Raw genomic sequence first — 26,832 nt, forward strand, 5'->3', positions numbered from 1 at the left:
AAATATATTTATAAAACTTTTCGATGAAGAAGGAAATGATCCTTCTAAAGTCGAATATACATATTTCAAAAGTTTTAAAAATTTTTTATTTGTACATAACTAGTCATATTATTTGTATTTCTCGCCACGTAGTGACATAATATGTATTTACATACGATACATTTATCGTGTACATACGAAGGCAAGATATTAGCACTTTGTAAGGGGTGTGAAAATATGTTTAAATTTAATGATGAAAAAGGGCAATTAAAATGTTCTTTCTGTGGTAAAACACAAACGCAAGTCCGAAAGCTTGTTGCTGGTCCTGGTGTTTACATTTGTGATGAGTGCATTGAGCTTTGTACAGAGATTGTGCAAGAGGAGCTTGCGAAGGACGAAGAAGTAGAATTCAAAGATGTACCGAAACCGGTAGAAATTCGTGAAATCTTAGATGAGTATGTAATCGGACAAGATAATGCGAAGAAAGCATTAGCGGTAGCGGTATATAATCATTACAAACGCATCAATTCTAACAGCAAAATTGATGATGTAGAATTGGCGAAAAGTAATATCGCACTTATCGGGCCAACAGGTAGTGGTAAAACATTATTGGCACAAACATTAGCGCGTATTTTAAATGTTCCATTTGCAATCGCGGACGCAACATCTTTAACAGAAGCTGGATATGTAGGGGAAGATGTAGAAAACATCTTACTAAAACTTATTCAAGCAGCTGATTATGATGTAGAGAAAGCTGAAAAAGGAATCATTTATATTGATGAGATTGATAAAGTGGCGCGTAAGTCAGAAAATCCATCAATTACACGTGATGTATCTGGTGAGGGTGTACAGCAGGCCCTTCTGAAAATTTTAGAGGGTACTGTAGCAAGCGTTCCGCCTCAAGGTGGTCGTAAACATCCGCATCAAGAGTTTATTCAAATTGATACAACGAACATCTTATTCATTTGTGGTGGTGCGTTTGATGGTATTGAGCCAATTATTAAACGTCGCCTTGGTGAAAAAGTAATTGGATTTGGTTCAGAGAAGAAAAATGCTGATGTAAATGAAAAGCATGTTTTATCTCACGTATTACCAGAAGACCTTTTACGATTTGGTTTAATTCCAGAGTTTATTGGTCGTCTTCCGGTTATTGCGAACCTAGAACCACTTGATGAAGGTGCTCTTGTTGATATTTTAACAAAACCGAAAAATGCGCTTGTAAAACAGTTCCAAAAATTATTGGAGCTTGACGATGTTGAGTTGGAATTTGAAGAAGGAGCACTGATTGAAATTGCGAAAAAAGCAATTGAACGTAAAACAGGTGCTCGTGGACTTCGCTCTATTATTGAAGGCTTAATGCTAGATGTAATGTTCGAGCTTCCATCTCGTAAAGATATCGAGAAGTGTATTCTTTCAAAAGAAACAGTAGCAGACAATGCACCGCCAAAATTGGTGTTACAAGACGGTACTGTACTCGATACAAAAACATCTGCATAGTGTAAAAATGAAACAGCAATTTTTATAATTGCTGTTTCTTATTATGTTTAGCACTATTCCTCCCAGGAAATACTAAATGGTAAAACATAGCGGGAGGAAATGAATTATGAGCTGGACAAACATATTCTTACTTGTTCAACTTGTTTTTGGTGTAATTGTCGGATTGTATTTTTGGCATTTGCTCCGAAACCAGCGAACACAAAAAGTTTCAATTGATCGAGAATCGAAAAAAGAATTAGAACAACTTCGCAAAATGCGCGAGATTTCTTTGACAGAACCACTTGCCGAGAAGGTACGTCCTACATCTTTTTTAGATATTGTTGGCCAAGAGGACGGAATTAGATCATTAAAGGCAGCACTGTGTGGACCGAACCCGCAGCATGTCATTATATATGGACCTCCTGGGGTAGGGAAAACAGCGGCAGCACGTCTTGTGTTAGAAGAAGCGAAGAAAAATCAAAAATCACCATTTCGTATGAATGCAACATTTATTGAACTAGATGCAACAACTGCCCGCTTTGATGAGCGTGGCATTGCTGATCCTTTAATTGGCTCGGTACATGATCCGATTTATCAAGGTGCAGGTGCAATGGGGCAAGCAGGAATTCCACAACCGAAAAAAGGTGCCGTAACGGATGCACATGGTGGCATTTTATTTATTGATGAAATTGGTGAATTGCATCCAATCCAGATGAATAAAATGTTAAAAGTATTAGAAGATCGCAAAGTATTTTTGGAAAGTGCATACTACAGTGAAGAAAATTCAATGATTCCAACATACATACATGATATTTTTCAAAAAGGCTTACCAGCAGATTTCCGCTTAGTCGGAGCGACAACTCGTTCTCCAGATGAAATTCCTCCTGCTATTCGTTCTCGTTGTTTAGAAGTTTTCTTCCGTGAACTTGATACAGAAGAAATTCAAAAAGTAGCGAAGAATGCAGCTGAAAAAGTGAAAATGGAAATTGGAAAACAAGGTGTTGAAATGATCGGCATGTATGCAAGAAATGGAAGAGAAGCCATTAATCTTGTGCAAATTTCTGCAGGAATGGCGATTAATGAGGGACGTTCTTTTATTAAAGATGAGGATATTGAATGGGTTGTACATTCTAGTCAGCTTACTCCAAAATATGAAAAGCGTATTTATCCAATTCCGAAGATCGGTCTTGTAAACGGTCTTGCAGTATATGGACCGAATACAGGGGCGCTATTAGAAATTGAAGTAATGGCAATCCCAGCTGCGGAAAAAGGTACGATAAATGTTACAGGAATTGTGGAAGAAGAGAGTATTGGTAGTCAAACAAAATCGATTCGCCGTAAAAGTATGGCAAAAGGATCCGTTGATAATGTATTAACCGTGCTCCGCTCCCTAGACTTGTTACCAGAAGGATATGATATACATATTAATTTCCCAGGTGGTATTCCAATTGATGGTCCTTCAGCAGGCATTGCAATGGCAACAGGTGTATATTCAGCGCTTCACCAAGTGTATGTGAATAACGAAATAGCGATGACCGGAGAAATAAGTATTCATGGAGAAGTAAAACCAGTAGGCGGCGTATATGCAAAAGTAAAAGCAGCAAAAAAGGCAGGAGCGAAAAAGGTTATTATTCCTGCTGAAAACATGCAGCCATTTTTATATACGATAAAGGGTATCGAGATTATTCCCGTTCGAAAATTAAAAGAAGTTTTTGCGTTAACATTCGTCCAGGAAAAATTGCATCGTGAAATTGATGTGCATCGCGAGCTAGATGAAGGCGATGTACAATCGATGTAAATTAAATCGGGTTCTAAGAAGTGATTTCCTTTTAGGTAAATGGGAAATAGAACATGTAATATTTGCCAGACTTCGTTTAAGTTTGTATGCTTAAGCGAGGTCCCTTTTTCTTTTATCCCGCTATTCGTGGGCAATAAGCCCCTACTTCAAAGCCCAGAGAGAAGAGGAGGAAATAGGTAGGGCAACTTACCTGTAAAAGCCCGATTGGTGATGGTTAACTAAGGCCCCTACGGCTGGAAGTTTCACTTTATAGAGAAAGAAAAAGTAGGAGATTTGCAATTGCAAGGAATCTCTGCAATTGCATCCAAGTGTATTGTAATATAAAATAGTTGAACAGGAGTTTAATTTATTATGGAGGTGCTATGTCTAGTATGAATACGAACGAAAGAATTGTGCCCCTCCTACCATTAAGAGGCGTTCTCGTATATCCAACGATGGTTCTGCATCTTGATGTAGGACGTGATAAATCAATACAAGCACTAGAGCAGGCAGCAATGGATGAAAATATCATCTTTTTAGCGATGCAAAAAGAAATGAATATCGATGATCCAAAAGAAGATGACATATATAGTGTGGGTACAGTAGCGAAAGTAAAGCAGATGTTAAAACTGCCGAACGGTACGCTTCGTGTCCTTGTAGAAGGTTTACATAGAGCAGAAATTGTAGAATTTATTGAAGAAGAAAATGTAATACAGGTTTCTATTCAAACAGTAACAGAGGAAGAAGAAGGCGATCTAGAAGAAAAGGCTCTAATGCGCACGTTACTTGAACATTTCGAGCAATATATTAAAGTTTCGAAAAAAATATCGAATGAAACGTTTGCGACAGTAGTAGATGTTGAAGAACCTGGCCGCCTAGCTGATTTAATTTCTTCTCATCTACCAATTAAAACAAAACAAAAGCAAGAAATTTTGGAGATTAGATCAGCGAAAGAAAGATTACATACGCTCATTTCCATTATTCAAGATGAACAGGAACTACTTAGTTTAGAAAAGAAAATTGGACAAAAGGTGAAACGTTCGATGGAACGTACGCAAAAAGAATATTTCTTGCGTGAACAAATGAAGGCGATTCAAACAGAACTTGGTGATAAAGAAGGTAAAGGCGGCGAAGTAGAGGAACTTCGCGAAAAAATCGAAGAGGCTGGAATGCCAGAAGAAACGAAGAAAGCTGCCCTAAAAGAATTAGATCGTTATGAAAAGTTGCCAGTAAGTTCTGCAGAGAGTGGTGTCATTCGCAATTATCTGGATTGGTTATTAGCACTTCCGTGGACAGAAGCGACAGAGGATATGATCGATTTAGCACATTCTGAAACGATTTTAAATAGAGATCATTATGGTCTTGAGAAAGTGAAAGAACGTGTACTGGAATATTTAGCTGTACAAAAGCTAACAAATTCTTTAAAAGGACCAATTCTTTGTCTAGTAGGCCCTCCGGGTGTTGGGAAAACATCTTTAGCTCGTTCGATTGCCACATCGTTAAATCGTAATTTTGTCCGTGTTTCCCTTGGTGGTGTTCGTGATGAATCTGAAATTCGTGGTCACCGTCGTACATATGTGGGAGCAATGCCAGGGCGTATTATTCAAGGGATGAAGAAGGCAAAAACAATCAACCCAGTCTTTTTATTAGATGAGATTGATAAGATGTCCAATGATTTCCGCGGCGATCCGTCTGCTGCATTATTAGAAGTATTAGACCCGGAGCAAAACCATAATTTTAGCGATCATTATATTGAAGAGCCGTACGACCTATCAAAAGTAATGTTTGTTGCAACTGCAAATACGCTTGCGAGCATTCCAGGTCCGCTCCTTGATCGTATGGAAATTATTTCGATTGCTGGTTATACAGAGATTGAAAAGGTACATATTGCTCGTGAACATTTATTGCCGAAGCAATTAAAAGAACATGGCTTGCGAAAAGGGAATTTACAAATTCGTGATGAAGCCCTGCTTGAAATTATTCGCTACTATACGCGCGAGGCTGGTGTTCGAACGTTAGAACGTCAAATTGCAAAGATTTGTCGTAAAGCAGCAAAGATTATTGTAACAGAAGAGCGTAAACGTATTATTGTAACGGAAAAAAATATTACAGACCTACTTGGTAAACATATATTCCGTTATGGGCAAGCTGAAACGAAAGATCAAGTTGGAATGGCAACTGGTTTAGCGTATACAGCTGCTGGCGGTGATACACTCGCAATTGAAGTATCTGTATCACCAGGAAAAGGAAAATTAATTTTAACAGGGAAACTTGGGGATGTTATGAAAGAATCCGCACAAGCTGCATTTAGTTATATTCGCTCTCGTGCAGAAGAACTTCATATCGATTCAAATTTCCATGAAAAGAATGACATCCATATTCATGTTCCAGAAGGAGCAGTGCCAAAGGATGGTCCATCAGCTGGTATTACGATGGCAACGGCGCTTATTTCCGCATTGACAGGTGTACCTGTCAGTAAAGAAGTAGGGATGACAGGTGAAATTACCCTTCGTGGTCGTGTATTACCAATCGGTGGTTTAAAAGAAAAAACATTAAGTGCTCATCGCGCAGGCTTAACAAAAATTATTTTGCCAGCCGAAAATGAAAAGGATTTAGATGATATTCCAGAAAGCGTAAAAGAAAACCTTACGTTTGTGCTTGTGTCTCATTTAGACGAAGTATTGGAGCACGCATTAGTAGGAGTGAAACAATGAAAGTAACAAAAGCAGATATTGTCATTAGTGCTGTTAAACCAGAACAATATCCAGATGGTGACTTACCAGAAATTGCATTAGCAGGTCGTTCTAATGTTGGGAAGTCTTCCTTTATTAATAAAATTTTAAATCGTAAAAAGTTAGTGCGTATTTCTTCTAAACCAGGAAAAACGCAGACACTCAACTTTTTCTTAATTAATGAAATGATGCATTTTGTCGATGTTCCAGGTTATGGATATGCGAAAGTATCGAAAACAGAGCGAGCGGCATGGGGCAGAATGATTGAAACCTATTTTACAACGCGTGAGCAATTAGATGCGGCTGTATTAGTAGTTGATCTACGTCACCCGCCGACAAACGATGATGTTATGATGTATGATTTCTTAAAGCATTATGAAATTCCAACAATCATCATTGCAACAAAAGCCGATAAAATTCCGAAAGGGAAATGGCAAAAGCATTTGAAGGTTGTGAAAGAAACGCTTGATATTGAACAAGGTGATGAAGTTGTTCTATTTTCATCGGAAACAGGGCTTGGAAAAGAAGAAGCGTGGAAAGCCATTCATAAGTTTACAAAAACAAAAAACGTGTGACGATTCGTCGCACGTTTTTTTGTTTACTTATAGTACGTTTAATGTAACTTCAATATTTCCTCTAGTCGCTTTTGAATATGGACATACGCCATGTGCAGCTTCTACAAGCTCTCGTGCTTCAGCATGAGAAACGCCAGCTACACGTACATCAAGTACAGCAGATAATCCAAAACCACCGTCCGTATCTTTCCCAATTGAAATATGAGCTGTCACTTCTGTACTTTCTACTTTTACACGTTTTGTACGAATAACAAGTTGTAATGCACTATCAAAGCATGCTGCATAACCAGCTGCAAATAATTGTTCTGGGTTCGTTGCTTCGCCGCCCATACCGCCTAATGCTTTTGGCATCTTCACATCAAGGTTTAGAATGCCGTCTTCAGAAACAACTTTCCCGTTTCTTCCACCTGTTGCAGTTACAGTTGCTGTGTATAATTTTTCCATCCTTATTCCCCTTTTCTATCATTTATTGGTTTCATGGTTTCAATTAATTTATTTAATTGAACTAATAATGATCGGTATTCTTGCTCTGTAATTCCTAAATTGATAGCAATGGTTTTTGGCAATGAACATGCTTTTTCTTTTAAAGCGTGTCCTTGTTCTGTTAGTTCAATGCACACCTTGCGTTCATCTTCCTTAGAACGAACACGTTTAACTAATCCTAATGTTTCCATGCGTTTTAACATAGGGGTTAAAGTGCCGGAATCTAAAAATAGACGTTCACCAATTTCTTTTACAGTTAATCCATCTTGCTCCCAAAGTACTAATAATGTAATGTACTGTGGATACGTAATACCCATTTCTTCTAAATAAGGTCGATAAAAGCGTGTTACTTCCCTAGAGCAAGCATAAATAGAAAAGCAAAGCTGATTATCGAGATGCAAAGGATTATCTTTCATGAGCATCCCTCCTTTTTAATTGTGCACAATTAAATTTTGTAAAATAAATATAACGAAAAAGAAATGAGATGTCAAATACATTGCAACGAAAAAATTTTGAGTAATGTGTCACATGAAAGAAGTTGTTACATTTTGGAACAATCATACATATTTTTCTGTATGATGAAAGAAGATAGAGAAAGAGAGTATTTCAATTCGTATGGAATAGTTTCCATCACTTGATTCTGATAGATTTTTTTGGTAACGTACAAATAGAGTTATTATTTTATAATGATTATAAAGTAAGGTATATATACATTTTGATTTTCTAACATATAAGTCGCTGTTATGAAGAACAAAAGGTGACATGTACTCGTTTTCTCTCTTTGTTTTAACTTGGCATGGGGCAGGGAGAGGATCTGACCGCTTCTATGCGTGGCTGGATGCTCTCTCCCACCTAAAGATTAGGTTTTATGTCGTTTTTTCAATTTGCATTTATATAGTCAGATGAGTAATGTATTTCCTGCTAGGTGTGAAAAGCAGAAAAAATAATTTGTTGATGTTCACACGATTGTCAGATTCATAACAGGAAAGTTGTATTATGATAGTAGATAAGGTGATAAAACGGTTGAAGGGGGACATGCTGCGTGCATATTCTTGTTGTTGGTGTAAATTATCGAACAGCCCCTGTAGAATTTCGTGAGAAACTAACATTTCAGGCAGCGGAGTTAGAGCAGGCAATGACAACGTTACAAAATCAAAAGAGCGTGTTAGAAAATGTCATTGTATCAACGTGTAACCGCACAGAAATCTATGCTGTCGTCGATCAATTACACACGGGACGATATTACATTAAGAAATTTTTAGCTGATTGGTTTCAGCTTGGTATAGAAGAGGTTTCACCATATTTGTCTATTTTTGAACAAGATGGTGCCGTGGAACATTTATTCCGTGTAACGTGCGGATTAGATTCTATGGTAGTGGGTGAAACACAAATCTTAGGACAAATTCGAAATAGCTTCTTAGAGGCGCAAAAAGTGAAAGCAACAGGGACAATTTTTAATGAATTGTTCAAACAAGTCATTACGTTAGCAAAGCGTGCGCATTCAGAAACAGCAATTGGTGAAAGTGCCATGTCTGTTAGCTATGCTGCTGTTGAACTTGGAAAGAAAATTTTCGGCGATTTAACAGACTGTCATGTTTTGATTCTTGGCGCTGGAAAGATGGGTGAACTTGCCCTGCAAAACTTATATGGAAGCGGAGCTCGTAAAGTGACCGTTATGAACCGTACGTTTACGAAAGCGGAAACAATGGCCGAGAAATATATGGGGCATGCAAAACCGTTAAGTGAATTGCAGTGTGCGCTTTTAGAAGCGGATATTTTAATTAGTTCAACTGGTGCTTCAGATTACGTGATTACGAAAGAAATGATGACAAGAGTGGAGCGTATACGCTGTGGTCGTCCATTATTTATGGTAGATATTGCAGTGCCGCGTGATATTGATCCGACAATCGATGAGCTAGAAGGTTCTTTCTTGTACGATATTGATGATTTACAAGGTGTAGTAGAAGCCAATCGTTCTGAACGTTTGAAAGAGGCGGAAAAAATTCAGCTTATGATCGAAGAGGAAATCGTTATATTTAAAGCTTGGTTAAATACGCTTGGCGTTGTTCCTTTAATATCAGCTTTACGTGATAAAGCATTAGCGATTCAAAGTGATACGATGCAAAGTCTTGAACGAAAAATTCCAACGCTTAGTGATCGTGAAAGAAAAGTGATTAGTAAGCATACGAAAAGTATTATCAATCAACTGCTAAAGGATCCAATTTTAGTAGCGAAAGAGTTAGCGGCCGAAGAGGGAGCTACGGAAAAGCTCGCTTTATTTGCGAAAATTTTTGATTTAGAAGTGCAAGAAGCGGCCATGGAACATATTGAAGAACCAGAGCATAAACGAGTGTGGACAGCATCCGTTCCATCTTTATAACTGGAAGGATGATCGGATGGGTTTTTTAAATAATAGTATTATTTATCATATCGCAATTATTTTATATGCTTGTAGCATTAGTTTATATTTTATAGATTATTTCCAAAGTAACCGAAAGGCGAATCGAATTGCTTTTTGGTTACTTGCGATTGTATGGGTATTACAGTCTATTTTTATGTTACTTCGAGCTATGGAATCAGAGACGAATCCGATTTTGACATTATTGTCAGGGATTTATTTTTATGTGTGGCTATTAATTACAATGTCACTCGTAATCAATCGATTTATGCGCATTGACTTTTTAGTCTTTTTTACAAATGTCATTGCTTTTGGCGTAAGCGCTTTTTCTATTTTCACTCCGCTCGGAAAAATGTCGCCTGTACTCGCACATCAATTAGTTTCAGAGCTTGTATACGTGCATGTAGGAATGGCGATTATTTCCTATGCGGCGTTTACAGTATCGTTTATTTTTTCCATTATGTACTTGTTGCAATATCGATTATTAAAACAAAAAAAATGGAATGCAAGATTAAGAAGGTTAGGAAACTTACCGAAGCTTGAGTCGATGTCATATGGATTAAATTTATTTTCTGTTCCGTTTTTCCTATTAGCTATTTTGCTTGGATGTATATGGGGATATACAAAACTAGATAATTTCCATTGGTATGACACGAAAGTAATCGGGTCTTTTGTTGTTTTGTTTGTCTATTGCATGGGTCTATATTTACGAGGGTCAGATATATTGCAAGGTAAGAAAATTATAAACTGGAACATTGGAGCCTTTCTCGTTATGTTAATCAATATTTTTCTATTAAGCAGTTTATCCAACTTCCACTTTTGGTATTTATAATGAGGAGAGAACATTATGCGCAAAATTATTGTAGGTTCAAGAAAGAGTAAGCTAGCATTAACACAAACAAATTGGTTTATTGATCAATTAAAAGCGCTTGGTTTACCATATGAATTTGAAGTGAAAGAAATTGTTACAAAAGGTGATGTTATTTTAGATGTGACGCTTTCTAAAGTAGGTGGGAAAGGCTTGTTTGTAAAAGAAATTGAACACGCACTACTTATGAAAGAAATCGATATGGCTGTACATAGTATGAAGGATATGCCAGCTGTACTTCCAGATGGATTAACAATTGGGTGTATACCAAAGCGTGTCGATCCGCGTGATGCGTTCATCTCAAAAAACGGGGAATCATTTGAGGACTTAGCAGAAGGTGCAATTCTTGGTACGAGTAGTTTACGACGTAGTGCGCAGTTACTCGCTGCTAGACCAGATTTACAAGTGAAGTGGATTCGTGGAAATATTGATACGAGATTACGTAAATTAAAAGAAGAAGATTATGATGCAATCATTTTAGCAACGGCTGGATTGCAGAGAATGGGCTGGGATGATGATGTAATTACAGAACACTTAGATGAAACATTATGTGTACCAGCTGTAGGACAAGGTGCCTTAGCGATTGAATGTCGTGAGGATGATGCAGATCTATTGCAATTATTATCACATATGAATGATGCTGTAACAGAACGAACAGTAGCGGCTGAACGAGTATTCCTTCATAAACTTGAAGGTGGTTGCCAAGTACCGATCGCTGGTTATGCAACGCTTCAGAAGAATGATGAAATTGAATTAACAGCTCTTGTCGGTTCTATGGATGGTTCAGTCTTGTTAAAAGAAATTGTCACAGGTGTGAATCCAGAGCAAGTTGGCTTAGAGGCAGCGGATCGTTTAATTAAGCAAGGAGCAAAAGAGCTCATTCTTGCTGCGAATAAGGAGCAACATTAATCATGGATGCTCTTGCTGGCAAAACAGTACTGATTACGCGTGCCCAGCATCAAGCAAAACAAATGAGTGTAGCGGTGAAAAAACAGGGCGGAATTCCATTGGAAATTCCGCTTTTGCATATAGAAGGTGTATCTCAGCAGGAATTTCAAGGTATATCTCAGCAGCTTCATACATATGACTGGGTTATTTTTACGAGTAAAAATGGTGTGAGTTTTTTTTTAGATGGTTTGTGTCAGGAAATACCCCCTACTGTTCGCATTGCTGCAGTAGGGGTGAAAACAGGACAAGAATTAGAAAAGCGGGGTTATGAGGTTCATTTTGTCCCAAAGACTTTTGTCGCGGAAGCTTTCGTTTTAGAATTTGTAAGAGAGTTAAACGGGACAGAACGCATTTTATTTCCAAAAGGGAATTTAGCTAGAGATATTATTCCAAATAAACTCCGCGATCTTGATGTGTTTTTAGAAGAATTTGTCGTGTATGAAACGAAAACAAATCATGAGAAGCAGCTAGACCTTATCGCAGCTCTAGAGTTAGGTAAGGTAGATGTTGTTACATTTACGAGTCCCTCTACTGTTACAAGCTTTGTGAAATTACTTGAGGGCACAAACTGGAGAGAATGGACAAAAAAATGTACAATTGCTTGTATAGGACCGATAACAGAGCAAGAGGCAAGGCGTTATTTTGCTGGTGTAATCGTTCCAAAAGAATATACAGTAGAAGCATTAATACAGTGCATTTCAAAATATAATCAAAATGCATAGTCTAAATAAAAAGAATGGGAGATAGAAATCTATGAATTCTTTACAATTTAATCGTCATCGTCGTTTAAGACAAAGCAAAAATATGCGTGCGCTTGTACGTGAAACATTTTTACATACAGAAGATTTTATTTATCCTATTTTTGTATTAGAAGGAGAGAATGTTCGTAACGAAGTTCCTTCTATGCCGGATGTATATCAAATTTCTTTAGATCTTCTGCAAGCTGAAATGCAAGAAGTGGTAGATTTAGGTATTCGTTCTGTTATCGTATTTGGTTTGCCTGCTGAAAAAGATGAAGTTGGATCTTCTGCATTTTGTGAACACGGCATTGTACAACGTGCGATCAAACAAATTAAAGAGCAGTTTCCAGAGTTAGTAGTAGTGGCGGATACATGTTTATGCCAATATACAAGCCATGGGCATTGCGGGGTTATTGAGGATGGAATCATTTTAAATGATGAATCACTTGAAGTTCTTGCAAAAACAGCAGTGAGCCAAGCAAAAGCAGGAGCAGATATTATCGCACCATCTAACATGATGGATGGATTTGTAACGGCGATTCGCCATGCGTTAGATGAGAACGGTTTTGCACACGTACCGGTTATGTCATACGCTGTGAAATACTCGTCTGCATTTTACGGTCCATTCCGCGATGCTGCGCACGGTGCACCGCAATTTGGTGATCGTAAAACGTATCAAATGGATCCAGCAAACCGTATGGAAGCATTCCGTGAGGCTGAATCAGATGTAATGGAAGGAGCGGATTTCTTAATTGTAAAACCGGCCCTTTCTTACTTAGATATCATTCGCGATGTGAAAAACAATTTCAATTTACCAATCGTGGCTTATAATGTGAGCGGAGAATACTCAATGATTAAAGCGGCAGCGCAAAATGGTTGGATTAATGAAAAAGAGATTGTACTTGAGAAACTATTGAGCATGAAACGTGCAGGAGCAGATTTAATTATTACGTATCATGCGAAAGACGCAGCACGATGGTTACAAGAAGGAGGAATACAATAATGAAAAAGTTTGATAAATCGATTGAAGCGTTTGAAACAGCGCAAGATTTAATGCCTGGCGGCGTAAATAGCCCAGTTCGTGCATTTAAGTCCGTTGGTATGAATCCGCTTTTTATGGAGCGCGGAAAAGGCTCTAAAGTGTATGATATTGACGGGAACGAATATATCGACTACGTATTATCATGGGGACCGCTTATTCACGGACATGCAAATGAACGTGTTGTGGAATCATTAAAAGCTGTTGCTGAAAAAGGAACGAGCTTTGGTGCGCCAACAGAGATTGAAAATAAATTAGCGCAGCTTGTAATTGAGCGTGTGCCATCGATTGAAATTGTACGTATGGTAAATTCAGGAACAGAAGCGACGATGAGTGCCCTTCGTCTAGCACGTGGTTATACAGGTCGTAATAAAATTTTGAAATTTATTGGTTGTTACCATGGTCATGGTGATTCGCTATTAATTAAAGCAGGTTCAGGTGTTGCGACGCTTGGTTTACCAGATAGCCCAGGTGTACCTGAAGGTGTAGCGAAAAATACGATTACAGTAGCGTATAACGATTTGGAGAGTGTAAAATATGCGTTCGAGCAATTCGGTGACGATATTGCTTGTGTTATCGTAGAGCCAGTGGCAGGGAATATGGGAGTAGTTCCACCACAACAAGGATTTTTAGAAGGACTTCGTGAAGTGACAAAGCAAAATGGTGCATTGCTTATTTTTGATGAAGTGATGACAGGATTCCGCGTTGCTTACAACTGTGGACAAGGTTATTACGGTGTAACACCTGATTTAACTTGTTTAGGAAAAGTAATCGGTGGCGGCCTACCAGTAGGAGCATACGGTGGTAAAGCGGAAATTATGCGCCAAGTTGCACCGAGCGGACCGATTTACCAAGCAGGTACATTATCTGGTAATCCTTTAGCAATGACTGCAGGTTATGAAACATTAGTACAATTAACGCCAGAGTGTTATCAAGAGTTTGAGCGTAAAGCTGAAATGTTAGAAAATGGCCTGCGTAAAGCGGCTGAAAAACACGGTATTCCGCATCATATAAACCGCGCAGGTTCAATGATAGGTATATTCTTCACGAATGAACCAGTTATTAACTACGATGCAGCAAAAACGTCTAACTTAGAGTTCTTCGCAGCTTACTATCGTGAAATGGTAGAGCAAGGTGTATTCTTACCACCTTCTCAATTTGAAGGATTATTCTTATCAACAGCACATAGTGATGCAGATATTGAAGCGACAATTGCAGCGGCAGAAATTGCGATGTCGAAATTAAAAGCGTAAATAAAAAGGTTGCCGGGATCGTCCTGGCAACCTTTTTATTAATGACTAGAGATCATGTCGCATATTGTCGGAATGCCGATATATTTTAAAAAGCGTCGATATATGAAAAATGAATAGGAAGATCACATGTGCAGTTCGATTTTTTACTCATAAAATGATTCCGAGACACATAAACCTGTAATGACATACAGTTTGGGAGGGGGAAAAGAAGTGGCAACAGATCATTCATTACGTTTTTCATTAAAAGAATCGGTTTGGTTCCAAAAAGGACAGGAAGTCGAAGAACTTTTGTCAATTTCGTTAGATCCAGACGTTGAGATAGAAGAGCTTGAATACGAAGTAATTGTGAGAGGTCAATTGGATTTAACGGGAGAATATGTTGCAAGGCAAGATGATTCTGCGTTTTCATTACGAGATTTATCTCCAGCGAAATCCATTGATTATGTAGAAACGCGAGAAGATGGTGTAAACGAACTTGTGCACTCTTTTCCGTTAGAAATTTCGATTCCACGAAACCGAGTGAAACAAGTTGAAGAATTGTATGTTTCCATTGAGGAATTCGATTATGAATTAAAGGAAAATGGTTGTTTACAGCTATTAGCGGACATATCGATATCTGGATTATGTGAGGATGAGAGAATACAGAATGAAGTGCAAGAGGAAGAGATAGAGAATGTGGAAGTTGATAGAACCGAGGAAATAAAACTGGTGGATGAGGATACATTGCCGGTAGAAGTGGAAGAAGTAACAGTTCATACAGAATCAAACGGATGGGAAGATTATGCATTTGAGCCTTTCCAATTAGAGGAGCGCAAAGAACAAGAATTAGAAGAAGAGGTAGAAGATCTAGAAGAACATGAAGAGGAAGAACGAGAAGAGGAAGCAAAAGAAACTACACCACAGTTTGAATTCTTTGGCCGGAAGGATTTTCAGAAAAAGAAGGAAAAGGAATTACAGGAAGAAGCAGAAACGGCATACTCACAACGGGATGAAAATGCATTATATTTAACAAAATTGTTTACGAAAGAGCCGGAAGAAGAATTTACGAAATTACGTATGTATTTTGTGCAAGAAGGGGATACAATTGAATCGGTTGCGGATCGATATGAAACGTCGGTCCAGCATTTACATCGTGTGAATCAAACAGATGATGTATATTTAACTGCAGGGCAAATTATATATATACCTGTGTCAAAAGCAAAGACAAAGTGAGTGGAGAATTTTCTCCACTCATCTCTTTTCTTTTACCATAGTTCATCTTACGTTTTTGAATGAGAAAGGATCATTCGTATGGATATAGAATTGCGAGATCGTTATGCGCCGATCGTACAGCGGTATCAATTGGATGCCCACCATATGGAAGAGCATGGGAGTGTAATAAAAATTTATACGAATCAAGGTCCATATGCATTGAAAAAATTACCATCTCATCGATTGAAGCGAAATAATTTAATGTATCATGTTCAATTTTTACGTGAAAAGGGATTTACACATTATGTACCGATTTACCATGCGACAGATGGAAATCATATTTTGAGTGACGAAACATATAGTTATTATTTAATGCCTTGGCTTGAGCGAGCAGAAGGGAACGGAGAGGACAATGATCAATATCATAAAATGTTTCAGACGCTAGCGCTGCTTCATCAAAGGACGGTAAAAGAAGAAACGTATACTGAAGAAGCGTTAGAGGAGCATTATACAAATGTCTCTGATCGTTGGGAGAAAGATGGAGAATTCTTAGAGCAATTCCTCGTAGAGTCTGAGGCGAAATGGTATATGTCGCCGTTTGAATTGCAGTATTGTACGTATTTTCATCATGTGATGAGGGCGCGTGAATTTGCAACGAAACAGCTTTCGGAGTGGAATGAAGCGATGAAAGAAAAAGAAAAAACACGAGTTTCTTTTATTCATGGCAATGTATCGATGAATCATTTTTTATTCGATTATGAACGAAATGGTTATTTTATTAGTTTAGAAAGGTCTCAATTTGCAACACCAGTTCAAGATCTTGTTCGCTTTTATTCCCGCTCATTGAACACATATCCAATTACGAGAAGCGATCGCTTTGAATGGTATCAGGTGTATCAAAAGAATTTTCCGTTTACGAAAGAAGAACAACTCCTTATGTTTGCGTATCTAACATATCCGTCCCCATTTATTCGACAAATCCAATCTTATACAAGCAAACAGCAGAGCCGTAGTGAAAAGCAAGAACTTCAAGGTGTGAAAATGTTACAACAAGCGCATTGGCTTGTAAGTAATATAGAGTATTTTATTTCACAATTTCAAGCAGCGCAGCAAGGGAATGAGTAACAGCCGTAGTCTCAAGTGTCCTTGAGGCTACGGCTGAAAATGCAAGCGAATCGTTGCTACAACAAAGATGATAAGGATGATGAAATCTAAGAAAGTTGGAAGTAGTAATGTACGAATCCCTTGGAAAATCGTAAGGGGAATTGCAAAATCAGCAAACATCGTTTGTAAATTTCTAACCCATGAAGGGGCCGAAAAATTGTAGGTGCGTCGGTATCGTCGCATAATCATTCCTCCGTATAGAAAGGCTATTGCTGCACATGAACCTTAAAAGATGAAAGGGTAATATTACAGTATGCGGGGTAAGTACCTAAGGTGCTTGTGCTGCATACCTTCATTTTCCGTGTATATATTACAGGGAATTTAGTTAAGCTGATTGGTAATTGTATGTTGTTTTTATCAAAATAGAATTTATTAATTGTAGAAACTTGCTGAAAAATATTTTTATCTTGACGAATATGGTTTCGTTTTTTACACTATTGTATATAATAAATAACAATTATATAAATGCGTTGAAGGGGAAGAGTATAACATTAAACGTCTGCAGAGAGGAGAATTATTAGCTGTGAGATTCTCTAGATAGTCATGTTAGAAGGTAGCTCTGGAGCATCTTTTCTGAACGGAGTCATTCTCATTAGGAAAAGACGGATCTGTCCGTTATCAAATTAAGAGTATAAGCAAATTTTGAATTTGTTTGTAAATAAAGGTGGTACCACGATGTCCCTCGTCCTTTTTGGATGAGGGGCATTTTTTATTTTAAGGAGGGAAAATAATGTCAAATACGGAAAAGAATTTACCGACTAAATATGATCATATGTCCGTTGAAGAAGGCCTTTATAAATGGTGGCTAGACGGCAAATATTTCGAAGCAAAAGGAGATGCGGAAAAACAGCCGTATACAATTGTAATCCCGCCTCCAAACGTAACAGGTAAACTGCACTTAGGGCACGCTTGGGATACGACGCTTCAAGATATTTTGACGCGTACAAAGCGTATGCAAGGTTACGATGTATTATGGCTTCCAGGAATGGACCATGCTGGTATCGCAACACAGGCAAAAGTAGAAGGAAAACTTCGTGAAGAAGGTATTTCACGTTACGATCTTGGCCGTGAGAAATTCCTTGAGAAAGCATGGGAATGGAAAGAAGAATATGCTTCTCACATTCGTCAGCAATGGGGAAAAGTTGGTTTAGGATTAGATTACTCTCGTGAGCGCTTTACATTAGACGAAGGTTTATCTGATGCGGTTAATAAAGTATTCGTTCAATTATACGAAAAAGGTTTAATTTACCGCGGTGAATATATTATTAACTGGGATCCAGCAACACGCACAGCTCTTTCTGATATTGAAGTAATTCATAAAGAGATTCAAGGTGCATTCTACCATATGAACTACCCATTGACAGATGGATCTGGTCACATTCGACTTGCGACAACTCGTCCAGAAACAATGCTTGGCGATACAGCAGTAGCAGTTCATCCAGAAGATGATCGTTACAAGCATTTAATCGGAAAAACAGTTACACTTCCAATCGTAGGCCGTGAAATTCCGATTATTGCTGATGAGTACGTAGAAAAAGATTTCGGAACAGGCGTTGTGAAAATTACACCAGCTCATGATCCGAATGACTTTGAAGTAGGTAACCGACATGACTTACCTCGTATTTTAGTAATGAACGAAGATGGAACGATGAACGAAAAAGCTGGTAAGTATAACGGTATGGATCGTTTCGAATGCCGTAAAGAGTTAGTAAAAGACTTACAAGATGCTGGCGTATTAGTAGAAATCGAGCCTCATATGCATTCAGTAGGACATAGTGAGCGTAGCGGTGCAGTTGTTGAGCCTTACTTATCAACACAATGGTTCGTAAAAATGGGACCACTTGCAGAAAAGGCAGTAGAACTTCAACAAAAAGAAGAAGAAAAAGTAACGTTCGTACCAGAGCGTTTCGAGAACACATACTTACGCTGGATGGAAAACATTCACGACTGGTGTATTTCTCGTCAATTATGGTGGGGACACCGCATTCCAGCTTGGTATCATAAAGAAACTGGTGAAGTATACGTAGGTACGGAAGCACCAGCAGATATTGAAAACTGGAATCAAGATAACGACGTACTTGATACATGGTTTAGCTCAGCGTTATGGCCATTCTCAACACTTGGTTGGCCGAATGAAGATGCAGAAGACTTCAAACGTTACTATTCAACAGATGCTCTAGTAACTGGTTATGATATCATCTTCTTCTGGGTATCTCGTATGATTTTCCAAGGTTTAGAGTTTACAGGAGAGCGCCCATTTAAAGACGTATTAATTCACGGTTTAGTTCGTGATGAGCAAGGACGTAAAATGAGTAAATCTCTTGGTAACGGTATTGATCCAATGGATGTTATTGATAAGTACGGTGCAGATGCAATGCGCTTCTTCTTATCAACAGGAAGTGCACCAGGACAAGATTTACGCTTCAGCATGGAGAAAGTAGAATCTACTTGGAACTTCATTAATAAAATTTGGAATGCATCCCGTTTCGTATTAATGAACATGGATGACATGAAATATGAAGATATCGATTTAACTGGTGAAAAATCAGTTGCAGATAAGTGGATTTTAACCCGCTTAAATGAAACGATTGAAAGTGTAACACGTAACATGGATAAATATGAGTTCGGTGAAGCTGGCCGTTCATTATACAACTTCATTTGGGATGATTTCTGTGATTGGTATATTGAAATGGCGAAACTTCCATTATATGGTGAAGATGAAGTGGCTAAGAAAACAACTCGTTCAATTCTAGCATACGTACTAGACCAAACGATGCGTCTACTACACCCATTCATGCCATTCGTAACAGAGAAGATTTGGCAACACTTACCGCATGAAGGTGAATCTATTACAGTAGCAGCATGGCCGACAGTTCGCGAAGATTTACAAGATAAAGAAGCGGCAGCAGAAATGCACCTTCTAGTTGATATCATTCGCTCTGTTCGAAACATTCGTGCTGAAGTAAATACGCCAATGAGCAAAAAAGTTCAAATGCAAATTAAAGCAAAAGACGAAGCAGTACTAGCACAGCTTATGAAAAATAGCTCTTACATTGAGCGTTTCTGTAATCCAAGTGAATTAACAATTAAGACTGATTTACAAGCGCCAGAAAAAGCGATGACTGCAATCGTATCAGGTGCAGAGTTATTCTTACCGTTAGCTGATCTTATCAATCTTGATGAAGAGAAAGCGCGTCTTGAAAAAGAACTTGAGAAGTTCGATAAAGAAGTAGAACGTGTACAGAAGAAACTTGCAAACCAAGGTTTCGTAGCAAAAGCACCAGCGGCAGTTATTGAAGGAGAGCGTGCAAAAGAGCAAGATTATCTAGAAAAACGCGAAGCAGTTCGTCAACGTCTAGCTGATCTTCAAAAATAAAGTCATTCGAAAGAGACTCGCCATATTGGTGAGTCTCTTTTATTTGCGTATAATAGAGCTAGAATAATTCTTTGTTTTAGTTCTTTTTTATTGATTTGAAAGGGGAATGGCAAGCGTGGTACATACATACGAAGAAGCGATAGATTGGATTCATAGCCGATTAAAGTTTGGAATTAAACCAGGATTAGAGAGAATGCAGTGGATGCTAGGGGAGCTTGGAAATCCTGAACGTCACATAAAATGCGTTCATCTTGCAGGAACAAATGGAAAAGGTTCAACTTTAACATATATGCGTTATATGCTAGAGGCGGGAAAATATAAAGTTGGTACATTTACGTCTCCATACATTGAAACATTTAATGAGCGAATTAGTGTTAACGGTACACCGATTGCAGATAAAGAAATTACTGAGCTTGTAAATATGGTAAAACCGGTTGTTGAAAAATTAGATGAAACAGATTTAGGAGAAGCAACGGAGTTTGAAATTATTACAGTAATGGCAATCTGCTATTTTGGTAAAATAAACTTCTGTGACATCGTCTTGTTTGAAACAGGGCTTGGTGGTCGTTTTGATTCTACAAATGTAGTTCATCCAGTTCTTACAATGATTACAAATATCGGCCATGATCATATGCATATTTTAGGGAATACATTAGCTGAAATTGCGTACGAAAAAGCAGGAATTATTAAATCAGGAGTTCCCGTTATTACTGGTGTGCAGGATGAAGAAGCACTTGAGGTTATCCAAAAGATTGCTCAGGAAAAGAATGCAAATCTATATGAGTTTGGAAAGCAATTTACAGCTGTTCATCGGCGTTCCGATGAAGATGGAGAGCATTTTGATTTTTCTTGCCCGTTTGCTTCATTTGAGGAAGTTCAGATTTCGATGAAAGGAAGTCATCAAGTCGGAAATGCAGCATTGGCGTTGATGGGGATTATGTATCTTAAAACATACCTATCATTCTTAATGGAGGAAGAGCATATTGGCGTAGGATTAAGTGAAGCATATTGGATTGGCCGATTTGAACGACTGCAAAGCAATCCGGACGTAATTATAGATGGAGCTCATAATCCAGAAGGAATTGCAAGCCTTGTGAAAACAGTAAAGGCTCATTATAACGATAAAAACATCCTTGTTTTATTTACCGCTTTAGGTGATAAACAGCTAGACAATATGGTAGGGCAATTAGAAACAATTGCAGATGAAATGACTTTTACAACATTCACATTTGATCGTGCGATTTCTGCTGAGGAGCTTGCAGCTTACTCACGTAAGGAAACAAAACAAGTTTTTGAGAATTGGAAAGAAGCTATTGATGCGAAAATGAACAACCTCCAAGAAAATGATGTTTTCATCATAACAGGCTCTCTTTACTTTATTTCAGAAGTTAGAAAATACATTCGTGAAAAAAACTAGGACAGCAACTTGCTGCCCTAGTTTTTTGTTCTACAAATGCAGTCAAATACATACATATAAAGTGAAACTTCCATCAGTGGAGGTTTTTTTATTTCCCACTGATGGTTAGCCTTCACCAATCGGGCTTTTAGGGGCAGTTTATCCCCTAGCAACCTTCATAATTTTTATCCGCAATTTTGAGGTGGGGGATATTACTGCCTATTAATGCGGGATAAGATAACTATATGGGAAAATTTGACGAATCCCTCCGACAGATATCTCGTTTTTTTGTGAAGTGAATATGATATGATGCGGACAATGATAAGAGGTGAGGTGTGAGGGTATGGACAAGCAATCACGAACAATCTCGGTTAAAGTAAACGGAACGGAAGCAAAGTATGAAGAAAAGCAGAAAGAAAAGGAAGAATTTGATTGGATGGTAGTTGATAGTGAAACGTCGCAAAATGTAGTGCCCTTTCAAAAAAACAAGTTACCATCTATCCGGCAGCACCGAAAGAAATGGAATAATGTGCTTATTTTTACAGTTGCTACTGCGGTTATCATTGGCACAGTATTAGGGATGGGAATGCTTCACTTGTTAACGGGACAAGGTACAGTTCGGGAAGCTACGATAACAAGTGGAGAAAAGAATAATGGAGCAGAGCAAAAAGAAGTAACAGCTGGGGAGAAAAAAGAAGAAAAACAAAAGGTGGGGAATGCAGCTGCTTTAGAACCAATCACTTTATATTTCGTTCAGGGAGGTCTCTATTCTTCTGAAGAAAAAGGACAGGCAGCTACTCAGGAATGGAAAGACAATGGGGGCATAGCAGCGATTAAACCGACTGATGATAAGTATTCACTTGTAGTTGGAATTGCTAGTGATGAGCAATCGTTAGATAAATTAATCGGACAATATAAGAAAGATGGCGTATCAGTTTTGAAAAAGAAATGGGAAATTACAGATCGGGCATTGCTGAAAAGCGATAAAGAATCTGGTCCATTGTTAAGTAAGTTACAACTCTTATACGTCCATTTTGTAAAATACGCGACTAGTATACAACCTGGAAGTAAAAGTAATTCAAAAGAAATAGAAGCGATTGAAAAGGAATGGAAGGCAATTGAAAAAGAGGGGAAATCAATTAAGCGTGAGGATGTAAAAAAAATATATACGTATGCATCAGTAGCTGTGCAAACAATAAAAGAAGGAAAGACTGATAAAGAAGCAGTAGCTAAATTGAATCAAGTTATCATTGATGGTTTGCTTTCTTATGAAAAAGTGGTTTCGCAAAAAGCCAAAGAGTAGGATAATGGAATAAGAGGAAAGAAGTATGCATACTTCTTTCTTTTCTTTTGAATTATATAGCTATAGAAATGTTTTCACCTTATAGTGATAAAACATCATTTCTTAAAAAGAAAATGATGTTTTTGCAATTTGTAGGAAAGGTATTTGTTTGATACGATCAAGCTATATTTTTCTGCTTTATGTAAGAAAGGAGCATATATGAAAAAACTTATTTTAGCATCTGGGTCACCGCGCCGGAAGGAATTACTTGAACTAGCGGGTGTACCATTTGAAATTGTTGTGAGTGAAATAGAAGAAACAATCGGTGCGTATTCATCGCCCGCTGATATTGTGATGTCACTTGCTTTGCAAAAAGCGTCTGCTGTAGTAGAAAATCAAGAAGATAGTGTGGTATTAGGTGCAGATACAATTGTTACATATGAATCGCGTATTCTTGGAAAGCCTAAAGATGAAGCGGAAGCGAAAGAAATACTGCAACTATTATCAGGAAAAACACATGAAGTATATACAGGCGTTGCGCTCATTTCAAAAGAAAAAACAGTAACTTTCTACGAACGTACAGAAGTTACGTTTTGGGAGTTAACAGAAGAAGAGGTTGATGCGTATATTGCGACGAAAGAACCACTTGATAAGGCTGGAAGTTACGGTATTCAAGGAAAAGGTTCTATCTTTGTTCAACATATTCAGGGAGATTACTACAGTGTAGTGGGATTACCAATTGCACGACTTGTTCGTGAATTAAAACAGTTCGATAATGATGCATCCCATGCGTAAAATTGCATGGGGTTTTCTTTGCGAAAAATTGAAAAAGGAGTGAAAATATGAACGGTATTCGTGATGTTTTGAAAGAAGAACAACCACGGGAGCGTTTATTAGTAGAAGGAGCAAGCAGTTTATCGAATCGGGAACTTCTCGCAGTGCTACTTAGAACTGGTTCTAAAGAAGAATCAGTTCTAACATTAGCGGATCAAATTTTATATCATTTTGACGGATTACGAATGTTAAAAGATGCTACAATAGAAGAGATGACGAGTATTCATGGTGTAGGAATAGCAAAGGCCTCTCAGTTAATCGCTGCTTTTGAACTAGGGAGAAGGATGGTGCGTTTAGAGTACCAAAATCGATATAGTATTCGGAGTCCAGAAGATTGTGCTAGTTATATGATGGAAGAGATGCGTTTTTTACAACAAGAGCACTTTGTCTGTTTATACTTGAATACGAAAAATCAAGTTATGCATCGGCAGACTGTGTTTATTGGGAGTTTAAATGCCTCAATTGTGCATCCTCGCGAGGTTTTCAAAGAAGCTTTTCGTCGCGCAGCAGCCTCTATTATATGTCTGCATAACCACCCTTCAGGAGATCCTACGCCGAGTCGGGAAGATATTGAAGTGACAAAACGATTGGTAGAATGTGGAAGGATCATTGGAATTGAAGTCCTTGATCACATTATTATAGGCGACCATAAATTCGTGAGTTTAAAAGAAAAAGGTCATATTTAAGACTATTCTTTTTACCTATTTTGTTTTATAATGTGATTTATGAGTTTTTTGTAGGCATTCGCTTACAATAAAGGATAGAAAATATAAAAACGTACTGTTTTATTATAAATATAAAGTAAGAAAATGAGTCCGTGAAAATGAGAAAGGAAGATAGATGATATGTTTGGATTTGGTGGTTTTACTCGTGATCTTGGAATTGATTTAGGAACAGCAAACACGCTTGTATACGTGAAAGGAAAAGGTGTAGTTTTACGTGAACCTTCAGTTGTAGCATTGCAAACTGATTCGAAACAAATCGTTGCAGTTGGTAGCGATGCAAAACAAATGATTGGTCGTACACCAGGAAACGTAGTGGCTCTTCGCCCTATGAAAGATGGTGTAATCGCTGATTATGAAACAACAGCGACAATGATGAAATACTATATTCAACAAGCGCAAAAATCAAATGGATTTTTCTCTCGTAAGCCATATGTAATGGTATGTGTGCCATCTGGTATTACTGCTGTAGAAAGACGTGCAGTAATCGATGCAACTCGTCAAGCAGGTGCGCGTGATGCATATCCAATTGAAGAACCGTTTGCAGCAGCAATCGGTGCAAACTTACCTGTTTGGGAACCAACTGGTAGTATGGTTGTTGATATTGGCGGCGGAACAACAGAAGTTGCGATCATTTCTTTAGGCGGGATTGTAACAAGTCAATCTGTTCGTGTTGCTGGTGATGATATGGACGATTCAATCATTCAATACATTAAGAAAAGCTACAACTTAATGATCGGTGAAAGAACAGCAGAAGCATTAAAATTAGAAATCGGTTCTGCAGGCGAGCCAGAAGGTATTGAGCCAATGGAAATTCGTGGCCGTGATTTAGTAAGTGGTTTACCAAAAACAGTATTAATCAAGCCAGAAGAGATTGCAGATGCGTTAAAAGATACAGTAGATGCAATTGTAGAATCAGTGAAAAACACATTAGAAAAAACGCCACCTGAATTAGCAGCGGATATTATGGACCGTGGAATTGTATTAACAGGAGGCGGTGCATTACTTCGCAACTTGGACAAAGTAATTAGTGAAGAAACGAAAATGCCAGTTCTTGTTGCAGAAAATCCACTTGACTGTGTAGCAATTGGAACAGGTAAAGCTTTAGATAATATCGACCTTTTCAAAACTGCTCGATAATATTCCAAAATAAAAATCAATGAAATTAAGAGGGTGTGAACGTGCCACAGTTTTTCTTAAACAAAAGATTAATTGTTTTGCTAGTTAGTATTATTCTTCTCGTGGCATTGATTGGAATCTCACTGAAAGAACGGAAAAATCTAACATGGCCAGAGCAGTTTGTAAAAGATACTGTCGGTGTTGTAGAACGTGTATTCCAAAAGCCAGCGAATTATGTTGCCGGGTTCTTTGAGAACGTAGAAGATGTAAAGCGCACGTATGAAGAAAATAAAACATTAAAAGAAAAATTAGATAAGTATGCGGAATTATCCGTGAAAGTAAAAGATTTGGAAAAAGATAATGCGAAGCTTCGTGAAACGATTGATAAAAAAGATTCTCTTCGTGACTATAAGCCAATCCAAGCTACAGTGATTGCACGCAATCCGGACAAGTGGTATGACTTAATCGGAATTGATAGAGGTGCACAGCAAGGAATCCAGAAGGATATGGCTGTTATGACTTCAAAAGGGTTAGTCGGACGAGTGAAAAGTGTGTCTCAATTTACATCAACTGTAGAATTATTGAGTTCACTGAATCGAACAAATCGTATTTCTGCTGTAGTAGAAGGGCAAGAGCGTATTTTTGGATTGATTGAAGGATACGACAAGGAAAAACAATCTCTTGTTTTCACAAAGATTCCATCTGATGTAAAAGTAGAAAAAGATCAAACGGTTGTAACATCAGGATTAAGTGATATTTTCCCGAAAGGGTTAGTAATTGGGAAAATTGTAGATGTTGCACCAGATGAATATGGATTAACACAAACAGCTTACGTAAAACCTGCTGCGGATTTAAATGATGTAGACCATATTATGGTTACAAAAAGAGTTATGCCCTCAGCAGCGTTAGAACAGTAAGGGGGAGAAGATATGGCTATTTTGAAAAGAGCAATTCTTCCTCTGCTGCTTCTTTTTGTGTTTTTATTCGAAAATATGTTTTCTACTGTAGTTCCAACAGCATTGTTTTGGAAAGACAGTATTGCAGCTCCGCATTTCTTTATGATTGTGCTATGTTTTATTACCGTTTATTTTAGTCCTTTACAAGGTATTTACTATGGGCTATTATTTGGTTTTTTATTTGATACTGTATATACAGAACTTGTTGGTGTATATATATTTGCTTATCCAATTTTGGCGTATCTTGTGTATAGTACGATGAGAGTATTGCAATTGAATTTATTTATTGTTTCTTTTATCGTATTAACGGGAATTGCAGCATTAGAGTATTATGTATATGGATTTTTAACGCTACTAGGACGTATTCATGTACCGGCGCATATCTTTTTCTCAGATCGTCTCCTTGCTACTTTATTGTTAAATGGAATTTTCTTATTACTAGTTTGTTTCCCACTGAGACGATATCTTGTGCGTCTTTCAAAAGCGATGGAAGAAAAAGAAAAAAGGATTTTCTAATTTTATGT

At 37.9% G+C, this 26,832-nt stretch carries 23 protein-coding genes and 1 other annotated feature; of the genes, 20 read left to right on the top strand and 3 right to left on the bottom strand.

What is annotated here, in order from left to right; all coding sequences use genetic code 11:
• Positions 1 to 216 precede the first annotated feature (216 nt).
• From clpX to ysxC, 4 genes are all read left to right on the top strand, one after another.
• Entirely contained in the window at positions 217 to 1,476 is a 1,260-nt protein-coding gene (gene clpX, locus MHH71_RS21190; protein ID WP_018764399.1) for an ATP-dependent protease ATP-binding subunit ClpX, read from the top strand.
• Between the two features lie 106 nt (positions 1,477 to 1,582).
• Positions 1,583 to 3,253 carry an ATP-dependent protease LonB gene (gene lonB, locus MHH71_RS21195; RefSeq protein WP_003200791.1) on the top strand — a complete coding sequence of 557 codons (1,671 nt, stop codon included), beginning with the start codon at positions 1,583 to 1,585 and terminating at the stop codon, positions 3,251 to 3,253.
• 362 nt (positions 3,254 to 3,615) lie between these two features.
• Entirely contained in the window at positions 3,616 to 5,946 is a 2,331-nt protein-coding gene (lon, locus tag MHH71_RS21200; RefSeq protein ID WP_006096079.1) for an endopeptidase La, read from the top strand.
• A complete protein-coding gene (ysxC, locus tag MHH71_RS21205) occupies positions 5,943 to 6,539 on the top strand; it encodes a ribosome biogenesis GTP-binding protein YsxC (protein WP_018764396.1) in 597 nt (198 codons plus the stop codon). The genes lon and ysxC overlap by 4 nt, the downstream gene beginning before the upstream one ends.
• 27 nt (positions 6,540 to 6,566) lie before the next feature.
• Here ysxC and MHH71_RS21210 read toward each other — a convergent pair whose 3' ends face one another.
• Together MHH71_RS21210 and MHH71_RS21215 are read right to left on the bottom strand one after the other, a co-directional pair.
• The gene (locus MHH71_RS21210; RefSeq protein ID WP_003200800.1) at positions 6,567 to 6,983 is read right to left on the bottom strand and encodes an organic hydroperoxide resistance protein; all 417 of its coding nucleotides are present in this window, start codon (positions 6,981 to 6,983) and stop codon (positions 6,567 to 6,569) included.
• A gap of 2 nt (positions 6,984 to 6,985) precedes the next feature.
• Entirely contained in the window at positions 6,986 to 7,438 is a 453-nt protein-coding gene (locus MHH71_RS21215; protein ID WP_006096077.1) for a MarR family winged helix-turn-helix transcriptional regulator, read from the bottom strand.
• A gap of 626 nt (positions 7,439 to 8,064) precedes the next feature.
• Here MHH71_RS21215 and hemA point away from each other — a divergent pair.
• The 8 genes from hemA (at position 8,065) to ysxE (ending at position 16,584) form a co-directional block, all read left to right on the top strand.
• Positions 8,065 to 9,402 carry a glutamyl-tRNA reductase gene (gene hemA / locus MHH71_RS21220; protein ID WP_006096076.1) on the top strand — a complete coding sequence of 446 codons (1,338 nt, stop codon included), beginning with the start codon at positions 8,065 to 8,067 and terminating at the stop codon, positions 9,400 to 9,402.
• A gap of 16 nt (positions 9,403 to 9,418) precedes the next feature.
• The gene (locus tag MHH71_RS21225) at positions 9,419 to 10,252 is read left to right on the top strand and encodes a cytochrome c biogenesis protein (RefSeq protein ID WP_006096075.1); all 834 of its coding nucleotides are present in this window, start codon (positions 9,419 to 9,421) and stop codon (positions 10,250 to 10,252) included.
• Positions 10,253 to 10,267: 15 nt separating this feature from the next.
• On the top strand, positions 10,268 to 11,197 hold the full coding sequence (gene hemC / locus MHH71_RS21230; protein ID WP_003200809.1) for a hydroxymethylbilane synthase: 930 nt from the start codon (positions 10,268 to 10,270) through the stop codon (positions 11,195 to 11,197).
• 2 nt (positions 11,198 to 11,199) lie between these two features.
• Positions 11,200 to 11,958, top strand: a complete 759-nt coding sequence (hemD, locus tag MHH71_RS21235) for a uroporphyrinogen-III synthase (protein WP_018764394.1) — start codon at positions 11,200 to 11,202, stop codon at positions 11,956 to 11,958.
• Between the two features lie 31 nt (positions 11,959 to 11,989).
• Entirely contained in the window at positions 11,990 to 12,979 is a 990-nt protein-coding gene (gene hemB, locus MHH71_RS21240; RefSeq protein ID WP_006096072.1) for a porphobilinogen synthase, read from the top strand.
• Positions 12,979 to 14,268: a glutamate-1-semialdehyde 2,1-aminomutase gene (hemL, locus tag MHH71_RS21245; protein WP_006096071.1), complete on the top strand. Its 1,290-nt coding sequence runs from the start codon at positions 12,979 to 12,981 to the stop codon at positions 14,266 to 14,268. Before hemB ends, hemL begins: the two co-directional genes overlap by 1 nt.
• Positions 14,269 to 14,448: 180 nt before the next feature.
• Positions 14,449 to 15,480, top strand: coding sequence for a stage VI sporulation protein D (gene spoVID / locus MHH71_RS21250; protein WP_080740069.1), 1,032 nt, complete (start codon positions 14,449 to 14,451; stop codon positions 15,478 to 15,480).
• Between the two features lie 78 nt (positions 15,481 to 15,558).
• Positions 15,559 to 16,584: a spore coat protein YsxE gene (gene ysxE / locus MHH71_RS21255; RefSeq protein WP_026008448.1), complete on the top strand. Its 1,026-nt coding sequence runs from the start codon at positions 15,559 to 15,561 to the stop codon at positions 16,582 to 16,584.
• Between the two features lie 27 nt (positions 16,585 to 16,611).
• On the opposite strand, the gene MHH71_RS21260 is transcribed toward ysxE, so the two are convergent.
• Positions 16,612 to 16,806, bottom strand: a complete 195-nt coding sequence (locus tag MHH71_RS21260; protein ID WP_018764391.1) for a hypothetical protein — start codon at positions 16,804 to 16,806, stop codon at positions 16,612 to 16,614.
• Between the two features lie 278 nt (positions 16,807 to 17,084).
• Positions 17,085 to 17,316: a binding site (T-box leader), on the top strand.
• 37 nt (positions 17,317 to 17,353) lie between these two features.
• Between MHH71_RS21260 and MHH71_RS21265 the strand changes: the two genes are divergently transcribed.
• The 8 genes from MHH71_RS21265 to mreD all read left to right on the top strand — a co-directional run bounded on the left by MHH71_RS21265 (position 17,354) and on the right by mreD (position 26,824).
• On the top strand, positions 17,354 to 19,999 hold the full coding sequence (locus tag MHH71_RS21265; protein WP_003208630.1) for a valine--tRNA ligase: 2,646 nt from the start codon (positions 17,354 to 17,356) through the stop codon (positions 19,997 to 19,999).
• Between the two features lie 115 nt (positions 20,000 to 20,114).
• Positions 20,115 to 21,416, top strand: coding sequence for a bifunctional folylpolyglutamate synthase/dihydrofolate synthase (locus tag MHH71_RS21270; RefSeq protein WP_033799122.1), 1,302 nt, complete (start codon positions 20,115 to 20,117; stop codon positions 21,414 to 21,416).
• Positions 21,417 to 21,738: 322 nt separating this feature from the next.
• Positions 21,739 to 22,698 carry a hypothetical protein gene (locus MHH71_RS21275; protein WP_006096067.1) on the top strand — a complete coding sequence of 320 codons (960 nt, stop codon included), beginning with the start codon at positions 21,739 to 21,741 and terminating at the stop codon, positions 22,696 to 22,698.
• Positions 22,699 to 22,896: 198 nt separating this feature from the next.
• Complete coding sequence (locus MHH71_RS21280; RefSeq protein WP_006096066.1) at positions 22,897 to 23,472, top strand: Maf family protein; 576 nt, start codon at positions 22,897 to 22,899, stop codon at positions 23,470 to 23,472.
• A gap of 47 nt (positions 23,473 to 23,519) precedes the next feature.
• Positions 23,520 to 24,197, top strand: coding sequence for a RadC family protein (gene radC, locus MHH71_RS21285; protein ID WP_003200830.1), 678 nt, complete (start codon positions 23,520 to 23,522; stop codon positions 24,195 to 24,197).
• A 159-nt stretch (positions 24,198 to 24,356) separates the two neighbouring features.
• Positions 24,357 to 25,373: a cell shape-determining protein MreB gene (gene mreB, locus MHH71_RS21290; RefSeq protein WP_003200832.1), complete on the top strand. Its 1,017-nt coding sequence runs from the start codon at positions 24,357 to 24,359 to the stop codon at positions 25,371 to 25,373.
• A 41-nt stretch (positions 25,374 to 25,414) separates the two neighbouring features.
• Positions 25,415 to 26,269: a rod shape-determining protein MreC gene (mreC, locus tag MHH71_RS21295; protein ID WP_018764385.1), complete on the top strand. Its 855-nt coding sequence runs from the start codon at positions 25,415 to 25,417 to the stop codon at positions 26,267 to 26,269.
• A 12-nt stretch (positions 26,270 to 26,281) separates the two neighbouring features.
• Complete coding sequence (mreD, locus tag MHH71_RS21300; protein WP_003200835.1) at positions 26,282 to 26,824, top strand: rod shape-determining protein MreD; 543 nt, start codon at positions 26,282 to 26,284, stop codon at positions 26,822 to 26,824.
• The last annotated feature ends 8 nt before the right edge of the window (positions 26,825 to 26,832 follow it).

This window comes from Bacillus sp. FSL H8-0534, from assembly GCF_038005885.1.
GTDB classification, from domain to species: Bacteria; Bacillota; Bacilli; order Bacillales; family Bacillaceae_G; genus Bacillus_A; species Bacillus_A pseudomycoides.

Coding starts and splice junctions, on each gene's coding strand:
- hemL (WP_006096071.1), top strand. CDS start 12,979: ATGAAAAAGTTTGATAAATCGATTGAAGCGTTTGAAACAGCGCAAGAT.
- lon (WP_006096079.1), top strand. CDS start 3,616: ATGTCTAGTATGAATACGAACGAAAGAATTGTGCCCCTCCTACCATTA.
- MHH71_RS21225 (WP_006096075.1), top strand. CDS start 9,419: ATGGGTTTTTTAAATAATAGTATTATTTATCATATCGCAATTATTTTA.
- MHH71_RS21275 (WP_006096067.1), top strand. CDS start 21,739: ATGGACAAGCAATCACGAACAATCTCGGTTAAAGTAAACGGAACGGAA.
- MHH71_RS21280 (WP_006096066.1), top strand. CDS start 22,897: ATGAAAAAACTTATTTTAGCATCTGGGTCACCGCGCCGGAAGGAATTA.
- ysxC (WP_018764396.1), top strand. CDS start 5,943: ATGAAAGTAACAAAAGCAGATATTGTCATTAGTGCTGTTAAACCAGAA.
- lonB (WP_003200791.1), top strand. CDS start 1,583: ATGAGCTGGACAAACATATTCTTACTTGTTCAACTTGTTTTTGGTGTA.
- MHH71_RS21210 (WP_003200800.1), bottom strand. CDS start 6,983: ATGGAAAAATTATACACAGCAACTGTAACTGCAACAGGTGGAAGAAAC.
- mreB (WP_003200832.1), top strand. CDS start 24,357: ATGTTTGGATTTGGTGGTTTTACTCGTGATCTTGGAATTGATTTAGGA.
- MHH71_RS21215 (WP_006096077.1), bottom strand. CDS start 7,438: ATGAAAGATAATCCTTTGCATCTCGATAATCAGCTTTGCTTTTCTATT.
- hemC (WP_003200809.1), top strand. CDS start 10,268: ATGCGCAAAATTATTGTAGGTTCAAGAAAGAGTAAGCTAGCATTAACA.
- radC (WP_003200830.1), top strand. CDS start 23,520: ATGAACGGTATTCGTGATGTTTTGAAAGAAGAACAACCACGGGAGCGT.
- mreD (WP_003200835.1), top strand. CDS start 26,282: ATGGCTATTTTGAAAAGAGCAATTCTTCCTCTGCTGCTTCTTTTTGTG.
- ysxE (WP_026008448.1), top strand. CDS start 15,559: ATGGATATAGAATTGCGAGATCGTTATGCGCCGATCGTACAGCGGTAT.
- hemB (WP_006096072.1), top strand. CDS start 11,990: ATGAATTCTTTACAATTTAATCGTCATCGTCGTTTAAGACAAAGCAAA.
- hemD (WP_018764394.1), top strand. CDS start 11,200: ATGGATGCTCTTGCTGGCAAAACAGTACTGATTACGCGTGCCCAGCAT.
- clpX (WP_018764399.1), top strand. CDS start 217: ATGTTTAAATTTAATGATGAAAAAGGGCAATTAAAATGTTCTTTCTGT.
- spoVID (WP_080740069.1), top strand. CDS start 14,449: ATGACATACAGTTTGGGAGGGGGAAAAGAAGTGGCAACAGATCATTCA.
- MHH71_RS21265 (WP_003208630.1), top strand. CDS start 17,354: ATGTCAAATACGGAAAAGAATTTACCGACTAAATATGATCATATGTCC.
- MHH71_RS21260 (WP_018764391.1), bottom strand. CDS start 16,806: ATGCGACGATACCGACGCACCTACAATTTTTCGGCCCCTTCATGGGTT.